General features: G+C 51.7%; 12 protein-coding genes. 10 read left to right on the top strand and 2 right to left on the bottom strand.

Annotated elements, in window-relative coordinates; all coding sequences use genetic code 11:
• The first annotated feature begins 53 nt into the window (after positions 1-53).
• The 10 genes from JW984_01635 to JW984_01590 all read left to right on the top strand — a co-directional run bounded on the left by JW984_01635 (position 54) and on the right by JW984_01590 (position 10,628).
• Positions 54-1,025, top strand: coding sequence for a 3-keto-5-aminohexanoate cleavage protein (locus JW984_01635; protein MBN1571877.1), 972 nt, complete (start codon positions 54-56; stop codon positions 1,023-1,025).
• A gap of 77 nt (positions 1,026-1,102) precedes the next feature.
• Positions 1,103-1,561 carry a Zn-ribbon domain-containing OB-fold protein gene (locus JW984_01630; GenBank protein MBN1571876.1) on the top strand — a complete coding sequence of 153 codons (459 nt, stop codon included), beginning with the start codon at positions 1,103-1,105 and terminating at the stop codon, positions 1,559-1,561.
• A 42-nt stretch (positions 1,562-1,603) separates the two neighbouring features.
• Complete coding sequence (locus JW984_01625) at positions 1,604-2,740, top strand: thiolase family protein (GenBank protein ID MBN1571875.1); 1,137 nt, start codon at positions 1,604-1,606, stop codon at positions 2,738-2,740.
• A gap of 11 nt (positions 2,741-2,751) precedes the next feature.
• Positions 2,752-3,948, top strand: a complete 1,197-nt coding sequence (locus JW984_01620) for a thiolase family protein (GenBank protein ID MBN1571874.1) — start codon at positions 2,752-2,754, stop codon at positions 3,946-3,948.
• Between the two features lie 52 nt (positions 3,949-4,000).
• The gene (locus tag JW984_01615; protein ID MBN1571873.1) at positions 4,001-4,477 is read left to right on the top strand and encodes a Zn-ribbon domain-containing OB-fold protein; all 477 of its coding nucleotides are present in this window, start codon (positions 4,001-4,003) and stop codon (positions 4,475-4,477) included.
• 306 nt (positions 4,478-4,783) lie between these two features.
• Positions 4,784-6,472, top strand: a complete 1,689-nt coding sequence (locus JW984_01610; protein ID MBN1571872.1) for an AMP-binding protein — start codon at positions 4,784-4,786, stop codon at positions 6,470-6,472.
• A 469-nt stretch (positions 6,473-6,941) separates the two neighbouring features.
• Positions 6,942-7,394, top strand: a complete 453-nt coding sequence (locus JW984_01605) for a MaoC family dehydratase N-terminal domain-containing protein (protein ID MBN1571871.1) — start codon at positions 6,942-6,944, stop codon at positions 7,392-7,394.
• 37 nt (positions 7,395-7,431) lie between these two features.
• Positions 7,432-8,586 carry an acyl-CoA dehydrogenase family protein gene (locus tag JW984_01600; protein ID MBN1571870.1) on the top strand — a complete coding sequence of 385 codons (1,155 nt, stop codon included), beginning with the start codon at positions 7,432-7,434 and terminating at the stop codon, positions 8,584-8,586.
• A gap of 226 nt (positions 8,587-8,812) precedes the next feature.
• The gene (locus JW984_01595; protein ID MBN1571869.1) at positions 8,813-9,742 is read left to right on the top strand and encodes an SIR2 family protein; all 930 of its coding nucleotides are present in this window, start codon (positions 8,813-8,815) and stop codon (positions 9,740-9,742) included.
• Between the two features lie 25 nt (positions 9,743-9,767).
• Entirely contained in the window at positions 9,768-10,628 is an 861-nt protein-coding gene (locus JW984_01590) for an amidohydrolase family protein (protein ID MBN1571868.1), read from the top strand.
• A gap of 20 nt (positions 10,629-10,648) precedes the next feature.
• Here JW984_01590 and JW984_01585 read toward each other — a convergent pair whose 3' ends face one another.
• Both JW984_01585 and tatC read right to left on the bottom strand, forming a co-directional pair.
• Positions 10,649-11,425, bottom strand: a complete 777-nt coding sequence (locus JW984_01585; GenBank protein MBN1571867.1) for a UDP-2,3-diacylglucosamine diphosphatase — start codon at positions 11,423-11,425, stop codon at positions 10,649-10,651.
• A gap of 40 nt (positions 11,426-11,465) precedes the next feature.
• Entirely contained in the window at positions 11,466-12,224 is a 759-nt protein-coding gene (tatC, locus tag JW984_01580) for a twin-arginine translocase subunit TatC (GenBank protein ID MBN1571866.1), read from the bottom strand.
• Positions 12,225-12,298 lie beyond the last annotated feature (74 nt).

Below are 12,298 nucleotides of genomic sequence, written 5' to 3'. Positions count from 1 at the left end.
TCTAAAGTAAAGTGAAATATCTATCAAAAGGATCTATTAAAAAGGAGGTCTAAATGAAACCCGAAGATTATATTTGGGACTATCGCAATCCTTACCTCTGGATGGACCGGGTAATTAGGAGCGCTTTTCCCCCGATGATCATTACGTGCGCGGTTACAGGTGGGGTTCAGGGTAAAGAATCTAACATTAACCTACCTGAGAGCGCCGAGGAGCAGGCCGACCAGGTCTACGAGGCCTACAAGGCTGGCGCAGTCTCGGTGCATCTCCATGCGAGGGATCCCGAGAATCTCGCCCTGACCACCAAGAATCCCGAACACTACTCCGTTGTCAATAAGCTTATCCGTGAGCGCTGTCCCGACATCATCATCAACAACACCACCGGCGGCGGTCCGTGGCTTTCGACGGAAGAGAGGATGTGCTGCCTGTTCGCCGATCCGGCCCCCGATATGGCGAGCCTTAACCTCGGGCCGTTCATGCTGAAGGTCCCCATCAAGGAGCGTAAGGCCCCGATTGCACATCCGAGGGGTGCGATGATGTTTGACGCGGTTATACCGGCAAGCTATTCAGACGTCAATCTCTATGCCAAGACCATGAAGGAGAAGGGCATTAGGCCGGAGATAGAACTCTATCATCCAGGGCAGTACTGGGTACTCCAGGACCTCATCCGTGAGGGGAACGTCGATCCTCCGTATATGGTTCAGTACGTCATGGGATTTCAGACTTCGAGCTACCCGACTCCCGCAAACGTGATTTCTTTGGTCAACGAGCTTCCGCCTCAGTCGATGTTCGCACTCATAGGCGTCGGGCCCTTCCAGATTCCGATGAACGTAATGGGCATCATCCTTGGCGGTCACGTCCGCGTGGGGATGGAGGACAACCTCTATTACAGGAAGGGCGAGAAGCTCGAAAACAACGCACAGTTAGTTACGAGAATAAAGAGGATTGCCGAGGAGATGAACAGGGAGGTTGCCACGGTAGCCCAGGCGAGGGAGATGCTGGGGCTTCCCGCAAAACCGAAAAGCTAATTAGATAATCGGATTTCAATAACGGGGATCGGCCTTGAAAAAGGCCGTCCCCGCCAAGAACCGATAGGGAGTCATTTATGGCAGATTGGAAAGAATCAGTTGAAAACATCGTCTATTCGGGACGAATAAAGGTGCCGTACAAGTGGTATGTGGGGGAGGTCGGGAGCAGGTTTCTCACCGGATTGAGGGACAATAAGGAGTTCTGGGGAACGAAATGCCCGAAATGCTCAAAGGTATATGTGCCACCCGTCAAGAACTGCGGTGAGTGTTTTGCCCTGACCAATGAGTGGGTAAAGGTCAAAGACACGGGAACCCTGGAGTCTTTTACGGTGGTTGACTACTCCCACGCGATGCAGCCGGTAAAGGCGCCCATTATCTACGGCCTGGTTAAGCTTGATGGCGCAAGCGGTTCCATATTGCATATGATCGGCAATGTGAAGAGGGAAGACCTTAAGGTCGGGATGAAGGTAAAGGCCGTATTCGCCGACAAGCGGGAGGGAACGATTTTAGACATCAAACACTTTGCTCCGGCATAGGTTGCCGTATGGATTACCTAAAAGGTTAAAAGGAATGTTGATATGGAAAAGATAGCAATCGTCGGGGTGGGCCAGACGACATACGAGAGAAGCAAGATAGAGACGTTTGACGAGTTGGTCTTCGAGGCGGCCACCAAGGCGTTGAAGGACGCCGGCGGAGAGATCGGGGATATTGACAACATCATCACCGTCTCCAACGATTTCTGGGACGGACGCACCATATCCTCCATGGCTATTCAAGACGCCGCTGGGAGCTGGGGAAAGGATATATCGACAGTGGAGGGTGACGGTACCTTCGGAGCCCTTTACGGGATGATGAGAATCCTTTCAGGCTCTTTCAACACGACCCTGGTTGTCTCCCACATGAAGGGCTCGGAGAGCATAATGAACCTCATAACGAACGCGATGTTCGATCCCATTTATCAGAGGTCTCTCGGAATCGACGCCACATCGTCCGCCGCCCTTCAGGCCCGTATGTACATGGAGATGAGCGGGGCGAAGGAAGAGGATTTGGCCCTTGTTTCCGTAAAGAATCATAAGAACGCAAAGAACAATCCCTTCGCACAGCTTCCTATGGACATAACCGTGGACGACGTGATGAAGTCAAAGAGGTTGGCCGATCCCCTTAAGGTCCTCGATTGTTCCCCGATAAGCGACGGCGCCGCCGCCGTAGTACTGGCGAACGAAAAGGGTCTTAAAAGATTCAAGAAAGACCCGGTGTGGATAAATGGGGTGGGACACACCTCAGATTCCTACACGCTGGGATACAGAGATCTGGCAAAACCGAGGGCGCTTAAGGATGCGAGTCAAAAGGCGTTTAAGATGGCGGGGATTAAAGATCCCTTGAAGGAGCTCGATGTTTGTGAGCTCTACGACGCATATTCCTATATGGAACTTATGTGGTATGAAGGGATAGGACTTGCCAAAGAAGGTAAGGGGGCCGAGCTGATAAAATCGGGGGAGACAGGGATTGACGGAAGTCTGCCGGTAAATCCCTCGGGCGGAGTAATCAGCGCACACCCGGTGCTCGTTGCGGGTCTCGCGAGGCTTATCGAGGCAACGCTTCAGGTAAGGGGTGAAGCTGACAAGAGGCAGATCAAGGGGGCAAAGACCGCTTTGGCCCAAGGGATAAACGGTCCCTGCGGACAAGCCCACTGTGTTTTTGTCGTGGGCACGTAAGGGAGGAAAACATGGGAAAACGAGTAGCCATAGTAGGCTTCGGCCAAACATATCAGAGAAGCTCAAGGAAGGACGTCAACGGACCGGAACTCATTAACGAGGCTGTCAGAACGGCCCTGGAAGACGCCGGGCTGACAATCAAGGATATTGACGCGATCGTCATTGGAAACATGGATCACTTCGAGGGGGTGAACTACGTCGACTCTTGGAGCGTCGAGGGATCGGGCGGAGTGATGAAGCCAATCTTCAAGCTGACAACGGGAGGCACCACGGGAAGCACGGTAGCCATGGCGGGGTACTACCACGTGGCATCCGGGATTTTCGACAGGGTCCTAGCTATAGGGTGGGAGAAGAATTCAGAGTCGGATACGACCGGCGCCATAGTCACGGCCTTCAATCCCGTCTGGGAGCGTCCGAGGTTCGGAGGGGCCATAGCTGGGCTCGCCGTCGAGGCCAGCAAGTATATGCATAACTACAACGTCACCGAAAGGGACGGCGCGAGGGTCGCCGTCAGGGAGAGACTTCACGCCCTGAACAATCCGTATTCTCACCTCCATCAGGAGTGGATGAAGAGTATGGAGATAGAGCAGATAGTCGATCTCCTGGTCTCCTCCGAGGAGAACCAGATGCTTGCCTATCCATTGAGGATGAGCGACATGTGCCCCAGGACGGACGGCGCCGCAGCCGTAATTTTCGCATCCGAAGATATAGCGGAAAAGATCGCCCCGAGGCCGGCCTGGGTGGTATCCACCCACAACCGTCATAACTACTCCCTGCTGGGTGACATCGACTGGGACAACAACGACACGCTCGAGGGCGCCTCAAAGGCGGTCTTTAAGGATGCCGGGATAAAAGAGCCCCTAAAGGAGATAGACGTCTGTGAGCTCTATCTTCCTTACTCCTATGCGGGCCTTAAGTGGATGGAGTCGATCGGCTTCTGCGGTCCCGGCGAGGGACCAAAGCTCGTTTGGGACGGCGTAACCGATATGGACGGCGAGCTTCCCGTAAATCCATCGGGAGGGGTTATGAGCTCAAATCCGATTGGAGCAACAGCACTGCTTAGGGTTGGGGAAGGGGCCCTTCAGGTCATGGGCAAGGCGAAAGACAGACAGGTCAAGGGCGGAGACGTGAACTATGCCTTCACCACCGGTTTCGGCGGATGTAACTGGGCGGATGTAATGCTTTTGGGGAAGAAGAAGCCGTCATAATCGGCGGTGAGATTTTCATTGCCTAAACGAGGATAGATTTTAGGGGATCAAAATGACACAGAATAGTGAACAACAGGAGCTTCTCACCGTTAATTCAGGGGAGGCCTTTCAGCCCTTTAACTGGAGCGTGGGAAAGTACGGCTCGAAGTTTCTGGCGGAGATAAGGGATAATCAAAGATTCATTGGAATAAAGTGCTCGAAGTGCGGGCGGGTTTACGTGCCGCCGAGGAAAATCTGCGGAAGATGCTATGTGGAAATGGACGAGTTCGTTCCCGTGTCCACCGAAGGGGAGATCGGTGTCTGCGCGATAATCCAGTTCGGATTTATTGACCCGAGCACCGGTCACCAGGAGCCGGTTCCATACGGATACGCCTTCATCAAGCTCGACGGCGCTGATACTTATTTGCCCTACTATATCGACAGCACCGATCCGGAGAAGGTGAAGGTCGGGGCCAGGGTCAAAGCGGTTTTCGAGGAGAAGCGCTCGGGAACGATGTTGGACATAAAACATTTCGTTCTTATTGACTGATAATGTTTGAACGTCAGGGGCGCGGGTCTCGAACTTTAAAAGGTTATCGCTTTTAAGTTGTAAAGCGGATTTGAAAGGTGTTTGGTGGTAACAGGAGGAGCCCTTTATCCATCAAACACCTTTTTATATTTTAATAGTATTATTCCAAGAAATATATAATATCATTGACAAAAAGGCCAAGTTAAGTAGAATATCAACTGGAAGTCCCGAAAATATTACATCTATACGTAATAGTTTTTTATGTCGGGACGGATGAATCATTGGCTGGCTGTCCATTATTAATTAATTAGAGGAGTTATTTTAGAAATGGCAAAAAAACAGTTTTGGAAAGATTCATGGGACAAGGGAATTAAAGACTTGGATCCGAAGTTATGGGAGAAAAGCTACGTCGATGCAATCAGGCCGACATTTGAAAAGTTCCCTGATAAGGCGGCCTTTGGCTTTATGGGCGTCGAGGTGACGTTTTCGGAGCTTGACCGCTATGCAAATCGCTTTGCGAATATGCTCATTGAAAACGGCCTCAAAAAGGGGGATGTGGTTGGCATAAACCTCCCAAACATCCCCGAGTATCTCATCGCTTGGCTGGGATCACTGAAAGCCGGCTGTACCATAACGGGCGTATCGCCGCTTCTAATGGCGGATGGGATGCAGTATCAGCTCAAGGACTCCAAGGCCAGGTGTCTTGTTACCCTCGACGCAATCTTTCAGCATAGGTTTTTGGAGATAGCCGACAAGCTCCCGGACCTCAAGGTCGTCGTTGCGGCGAGCGTCGGGGGATTTCTTCCCTCGATAAAGAGCTTTCTCGGCAAGCTCCTGAAAAAGATCCCTTCCGGCAAGGTTACTCCCGTTAAGGGCAAAAACGTTATGAAGATCGAGGATGTCGTCAAGACCAGCAAGTACTCGGACGGCGATCCAAAGGTAAAGGTAAAGCCGGACGACATCGCCTATATCCAGTACACAGGGGGGACAACGGGCCCGCCGAAGGGAGCGATGTTGACCCACAGAAATGTCGTTTCAAACCTCCTTGTTGTGCAGGCGTGGCTTGGCTGGGAGCCGGGAAAGGGATTGGCCCTCTCGGGATTCCCCTTCTTTCACATCGCCGGCCTCTTCTTCAACAAAAACTGTATATACCTCGGCTGGACCCAGGTACTTATCCCGAATCCGAGGGATACAGAGCATATTTGTAAAGAGATTGAGAAATACAAGCCGACCGCCCTCGTTAATGTGCCATCGCTCTATCAGCTGCTGATTACGACTCCGAAGTTCAAACAGCTTGACCACTCAAAACTCGAGGTGTGTATATCCGCGGCATCGCCGTTCCCGGAGGAGTCCCAAAAGGAGCTTGAGAAGATCGTTGGAAAGGGCAAACTGCTTGAGGTCTACGGGATGTCGGAGACGTCGCCCTTGACCACGATGAATCCATTTAGGGGAAAGAAGAAGCTGGGCTCTATAGGGCTCCCCCTTCCTAACACGGATATCAAGCTTCTGGACCCTGCAACGGGAAAGGAAGTGAAACTGGGAGAGGCGGGTGAGATATGCGCAAAGGGCCCGCAGGTCATGGTGGGCTATTACAACAAGCCGGAAGAGACTAAAAACTCCGTCGACAAGGACGGGTACATGCACACGGGAGATGTCGCCATCATGGACAATGAAGGCTATATGCGTATCGTCGACAGGACGAAGGATATGTTAATAGTCGGCGGCTACAAGGTATTCTCGGTCAAGGTGGAAGACGTCCTGTGCGAACATCCCGCAATAGACATGGTCGGCATAGTGGGAGTAGAAAACCCGGAGAGGCCCGGTTCCGAGCTCGTAAAGGCATTCGTCCAGCTTACGCCCGGATACAGTGGTGACAAAGAGGCGCTGAAGAAGGATATTCTCGATTTCGCCAAGAAGAAGCTCGCCCCCTACGAGGTCCCGAAGACCGTCGAGTTCATGGACCAGCTTCCCCTGACCCCTGTCGGAAAGCTCGACAAGAAGGTGCTGAGGAAGTAGGGAGAAGATATTAAATATCACCTGTTTTGATAAAGAGGGGAAGGGTATCGGATAATGTTGAAAGATTAGGTAGGCAGCAGGGCTTTGATTACGGGGAAATTGATGAAGATAATAGGTCCTGCCCGATTTCGGCACAGGCTGTCTTCAAAATTCATCCTGGAAGGCCTGTTCCTTCCGCTCGCTCGATTGTCAAGGCAGAAGTAATGTAACCGGTTGTCAAGATAGTTGTTGAAATAGCTTACAAGGCAGTGGCGGATTAAAAATCCGCCACTGCAACTTATCGGTATCGCTCCTCCCCATTTTTATCGGGGCCGAAAGGTGTTTAACTTGAACTTTTCCATTTTGCTTTCGGTTCGGGGTTTTGGTTTGAAAAAGTGGCGGCGGCGGTCCAAGATATTGTTAAAAAAGTTTTTGATTACAGTCGGTTGTTGTTTAAACAAATATTCAATTTCAGATGAAGAGAGGATTAATGGAAAAAGTTTTTTTTGAGGACTATCAGGTGGGAGAGACCTTCGTTACTCCAGGGAGGACCATGACGGAGGCCGATATCGTCAACTTCGCAGGTCTGACGGGGGATTGGCACCCTATTCACACAAACGTCGAGTACGCGGCGAAGACAATCTTCGGAGAGAGGATAGCCCACGGGATGCTCGGCCTCTCTATCGGATCGGCCCTCGTCTTTCGTCTCGGCCCCTACGTATTTACGCCGAAGAAGTTCATCGCATTCTACGGCATGGACAAGATTCGCTTCACCGGCCCAATCAAGATAGGCGACACCATAAGGTGCGAGGCCACCGTGGCGGAGATGAAGGAGAGGGACGAGAACACGGGAACCATCGCCTACGAGGCAAAGATAAAGAATCAGAGGGACGAGGACTGCATAATCTTTTCGCCGAAGATCTTGGTCGGCAGAAAAAAGTAGAGGGCATTAAAAGCTATTTGTTCCAAGGAGTTGTGTAATGGATTTTGAGTTTACATCCGAGCAGAAGATGCTGAAGGATACGGTCGCCAAGTTCGTGGACAAGGAGGTAATCCCCCGGGCGCCGGAGATCGACGAGGACGGGAAATTCCCCGAGGAGAACTTCAAATCAATGGCGGAGCTCGGCCTCTTCGGGATATCGATCCCGGAGGAGCACGGCGGAATCGGGGCAGATCTCATGTCGGCCGTTCTGGTGATGGAGGAGATAAGCAGGGGATGCGCCGCCACGGCGAATACCTTCGGCTCCCACGCCATACTCTGCACCGAAAACCTCTACAGGAACGGAAACGAGGAGCAGAGGAAGAAATACCTCCCCGACCTCATCGGCGGAAAGAAGGTGGGCGCAATCGCCATCACCGAGCCGGAGGCCGGGTCGGACGCCCTGTCGATGCGCACGAGGGCCGTCAAGAAGGGCGACAAATACATCCTCAACGGCACCAAGATGTTTATAACAAACGGACCGCTCTGCGACGTGGCGGTGGTCTACGCCAAGACCGACCCGAACGCCGGCCACAAGGGTATAACGACCTTCATCGTGGAGAAGGACTTCCCCGGCTTTTCCACAGGAAAAACGTTGAAGAAGATGGGGGTCAAGGGCTCGCCGACCGGTGAGCTTATCTTCGAGGATATGGAGGTCCCGGCCGAAAACGTCCTCGGAAACGAGAACGGGGGGATTAAGGTCCTCATGAACGGCCTCGACAGGGAGAGGATCATCTACTCGATTACTCCCATCGGCGTGGCCCAGGGGGCCTTCGACGTGGCGCTGAAGTACGCCTCGGAGCGCGTACAGTTCGGCACCGCGATAATCAACTTCCAGATGATCCAGGAGATGCTGGCCGACATGGCCACCGAGCTCCAGGCGGCGAGGCTGTTGTCATACTGGGCGGCGACGCTGGCCGACCAGGGGAAAAGGGTCCGCCTCGAAGCCTCCTACGCGAAGCTCTTCTGCTCCCAGGTGGGGATGAGGGTGGTCGACAGGGCGACCCAGATCCTGGGCGGCTACGGCTTCATCAGCGAGTTCCCGGTGGAGAGGATGTACCGCGACATGAAGGGGATCGAGTTCGGCGCCGGCACCACCCAGATCCAGAAGCTCATCATCGCAAGGGAGCTGATAAAGGGGATGGGGGGGGCATAAGAAAGGGTTGCTTAAGATTTAAAAAAGTAGTGTCATTTCGATCGTTAGCTTTTCTCAGAACAAAACAAAAAAGCATAGCAATCTGGTGTTGTGATTTAGTTTAATCTGATATCGATAAAACCATAATGGAAAATAGGGCAAAAAAATGTAATAGAAATGGTTTAGAGATAAAACAAATATCAAAAAACTAAAGGATTGTATAATTGCACAAAAACTGAGATAGCGGATGGCAATACTGATACTTGGTGCAGGTTTCTCCAAGTGGGCTGCGAACTTACCATTGGCGAATAGTCTATTTGATTTTGCGATCGAACCGGATGGAGTTCAGGAGGAGAATAGGCTCCACTTTGTGAGAGATATCAAGGCTTCATGGGATTATTTGAATCCTAACAAGCCAGTTGAAGCGTTCATTGACTTTGCAATGCACCAGAGCAAAAAAACTGCAAAATTGGTAGTCTGGTATATTGTCCGACGCTTGTCGGAACCATACATTTGGAAAGAAAGACATGCCGGGAGGTGGCGCCGGCATGTTTTCATGATTGATGAAAATCGCAGATTCGAGAGGCCAGGTGTAAAAAAAGCACAGAATTTGCTTACTAATACTTTCGGCATGTATCTCCAGGGCATCATCACGACTAATTACGATATGCTGGTAGAGTACGCATTGGGATCTCGTGGATTTAACTATGGAGTCCCCGGAGAAATACTTACTGGCCGTGGTGCCTATCCTGTATCTAATTCGGTGACTCTGACTGGTAAATTACCGTTAGCAAAAATCCATGGAAGTATCTCGTGGCAATCGGACATTCATTACACAGACGGTCGTCGTGGTTTAACGGGAAATGCGCTAGTTCTTGCCCCAGTTCAGAACAAGATAATGCCGCAGGAACTTAAGGGGCAATGGCAGTTGAGCGCGAGACTCCTCAATGGTGCATCACGATTAGTCGTCTTTGGATTTGCTTTTAATACATATGATACTGAGTTTTTGGAACACCTTAGAATCCACAGTAAAGCGGTTAAAAATGTATTAATAATAGATATAATGCCGAATATTGATACTGCTAATGAAGTGTTCACAGGTGCTTCTATTGAGACTATGCCACCTCCGCCAGAATCTGAAGTAGATATTCGTAAATGGCTTATACGATCGCCATGAATATATTGTCTAAAAGAGTGCCCCCATGACCCTCCCCGATAAAATCGTCGATTTTCACGTCCACCTCTTTCCCGACAGGATGTTCGACGCCGTCTGGCGCCACTTCTCGGAAGTCTACAAGTGGGACGTCATCTACCAGCTCTATTGTAAAGAATCCGTCTCCCACCTCCGGGAGAGAGGCGTCGGCCCCATCGTCTACTCCAACTACGCCCACAGGGCAGGCGTGGCGAAGGGCCTCAACGACTGGAACAAAAAGATACTGGACGAGATAGACGACCTCTACTGCTTCGGGGCGTTCTCGCCGCTGGACGATGAAGCGATGAAGATCGCAAAAGACGCCCTCAAACACCCAAAGATGCTCGGGTTCAAGCTCCAGCTTCTGGTACAGGAACACTATCCGGCGGACGAGCGGTTCTTCCCCCTCTACGACCTCGTGATGGAGAGAGGCAAGCGGATACTCTTCCACGTGGGGAACGGCCCGGCGGGAAACAGGTTCGTCGGCTACGACAATTTTGAAAAGCTTCTCGACCGCCGCCCCGACCTCCCCTGCAACGTGGCCCACATGGGCGGGATGGAGTACACGGAGTTTTTTGGACTACTGGATAATCACGAGAATATCTATCTGGACACCTCGTTCACGTTCATCCCGAAGATGGCGCCCCTCTTCGGCCTCGAGGATGTGTTCGCCGATCTTAAGGGCTTCTGGGGAGACCGCCTTGAAAAGTACAAGGATCGAATAGTCTACGGTTCGGATTTCCCGAACCTGATCTTTCCGAGGGAGGACGAGATAGAGTGCCTCAGGGGACTCAGCCTGTCGCGGGAGTTCTACGATAAGGTCTTTTACGAAAACGGGGTTAGATTGATAGGGAAGCACGCGGGGGATTGAAGTGGTGGACCTTGTCCTGCTTATTTTTTCCGGACGGGTCTGTAATCGAACTTCATCGGCTTGAACTTACCTCCCTCGAGGATGACGTAGTCGTAATCCCCGTCCATCCAGAGGCCGACGTTGACGTAGAGGCGCTCCCTGCCGCTTAAGTCGGTCCTTTTCAGCTTCCGCTCGTGAAAATGGCCGATGACGACGGCGTCGTACCCCTCCCTGAAGCGGACGTTGGCGAACTCCCATGCGATCTCCTCATGGTCGTCTTCCTTCCTTTCGGTGTAGGCCCGGCTCGCCCGGCTCATCTTCTTTGCGATCATCTCTATGACGAAGTTCGGAGTACACCTCCTGATAATGCGGAAAAGGGGGTTTCTCAAGAAACATCTCAAGAGCCTGTAGCCGTAGTCCTTTCTGTTCACCTGGTCTCCGTGGGCGATGTAGATCCTCAAGCCCTGCGTCTCCATGTCCCACGGCCTGGAGTAAACGGAGGCACCGATACGGTCGGTGAATATCGGTCCCATGAAGAAGTCGTGGTTCCCCTCTGTGTAGCGGATGTCTACGCCGTTTCGGGAGAGATCGAAGAGGCGGTCTATGACCTTCTCGTATCTTTTCGGGACGAGGCTTCTGTATCCGACCCAAAAATCGAACAGATCCCCGAGGATGACAAGGATTAGGGGGCCGGGTGTCGCCTCTCTCTCGGCTTTTAATACGTCGAGAAAGAAGAGGAGGGCGGAGTAATTCTCATCGTCAGGACTTGTGAGATGGCTGTCCGTAATGAAGTACGTTTTTCCGCTTTTCGAGGTCATAGGATTTCTAAATGATATTAAGGTTCTATCGGGCGGGCCTCTATTTCGGCTCTATCGCCTTGTCATCTTTCTCTTCCTCGTCGTCATCCAACACTTTCTTTTTCTTGCCGAAGAAGTAGGCCACCCAGATGCTTATCTCGTATAGGACTATCAGCGGCCCGGCCATCATCAGCTGGGTTATGACGTCGGGGGGAGTCAGTATTGCCCCTACTATGAATGCTCCAAGGATGGCGTATTTTCGATATTTTCTAAGAAACTTGTGGTCGACGATACCGATGCGTGCAAGGACGAAGATAACCAGGGGAAGCTCGAAGATCACCCCGAACGCTATGAGCATCTTCGTGGCGAGGGAGAGGTACTCCTTTATGGAGGGCATCGCCTGTATGACATCCGACGAGAATTTACCGATGAGAAACTGAAACCCGAAGGGAAAGACGACGAAATAACCGAAGAGGGCGCCGCCGACGAAAAAGACGGCGGAGATGATCGATATAGGGATTAGGATTTTTTTCTCTCTCTTGAAGAGGCCGGGCGCCACGAAGGCCCATATCTGGTATATGATGTAGGGGGCGGCGAGGAAGATGCCGGCTATTATCCCGACCTTGAGATAGGTGAAAAAACCCTCGGTCACGCCGGTGAAGATCAGCGTTTTTCCCGGAAGGGCGTCGAGGAGGGGCTTCATAAGGAGGGAAAAGAGCCACTCGGACATCCAGTAGCATACGGCAAATCCAAGGGCCGACGCGATCAGAATCTTTATCAGCCTCGTTCTGAGCTCTTCGAGGTGTTCGATAATGCTCATTGTTGAGCCTTCCATTTCATTCTCGTTCTGTCCTTTTTTTGCCTCTTCGCCGTTGTTTATGTTTTTATCTTTCT

The organism is Candidatus Zymogenus saltonus (assembly GCA_016929395.1).
Classification (GTDB): Bacteria; Desulfobacterota; Zymogenia; order Zymogenales; family Zymogenaceae; genus Zymogenus; species Zymogenus saltonus.
The sequence above is the reverse complement of the archived record's forward strand: the minus strand, read 5'-3'. Positions and strand labels throughout refer to the sequence as shown.

What these genes read in the sequence shown, in the direction of transcription:
- JW984_01620 (MBN1571874.1), top strand. Translation starts at nt 2,752, where the DNA reads ATGGGAAAACGAGTAGCCATAGTAGGCTTCGGCCAAACATATCAGAGA.
- JW984_01605 (MBN1571871.1), top strand. Translation starts at nt 6,942, where the DNA reads ATGGAAAAAGTTTTTTTTGAGGACTATCAGGTGGGAGAGACCTTCGTT.
- JW984_01585 (MBN1571867.1), bottom strand. Translation starts at nt 11,425, where the DNA reads ATGACCTCGAAAAGCGGAAAAACGTACTTCATTACGGACAGCCATCTC.
- tatC (MBN1571866.1), bottom strand. Translation starts at nt 12,224, where the DNA reads ATGAGCATTATCGAACACCTCGAAGAGCTCAGAACGAGGCTGATAAAG.
- JW984_01595 (MBN1571869.1), top strand. Translation starts at nt 8,813, where the DNA reads ATGGCAATACTGATACTTGGTGCAGGTTTCTCCAAGTGGGCTGCGAAC.
- JW984_01615 (MBN1571873.1), top strand. Translation starts at nt 4,001, where the DNA reads ATGACACAGAATAGTGAACAACAGGAGCTTCTCACCGTTAATTCAGGG.
- JW984_01630 (MBN1571876.1), top strand. Translation starts at nt 1,103, where the DNA reads ATGGCAGATTGGAAAGAATCAGTTGAAAACATCGTCTATTCGGGACGA.
- JW984_01590 (MBN1571868.1), top strand. Translation starts at nt 9,768, where the DNA reads ATGACCCTCCCCGATAAAATCGTCGATTTTCACGTCCACCTCTTTCCC.
- JW984_01625 (MBN1571875.1), top strand. Translation starts at nt 1,604, where the DNA reads ATGGAAAAGATAGCAATCGTCGGGGTGGGCCAGACGACATACGAGAGA.
- JW984_01610 (MBN1571872.1), top strand. Translation starts at nt 4,784, where the DNA reads ATGGCAAAAAAACAGTTTTGGAAAGATTCATGGGACAAGGGAATTAAA.
- JW984_01635 (MBN1571877.1), top strand. Translation starts at nt 54, where the DNA reads ATGAAACCCGAAGATTATATTTGGGACTATCGCAATCCTTACCTCTGG.
- JW984_01600 (MBN1571870.1), top strand. Translation starts at nt 7,432, where the DNA reads ATGGATTTTGAGTTTACATCCGAGCAGAAGATGCTGAAGGATACGGTC.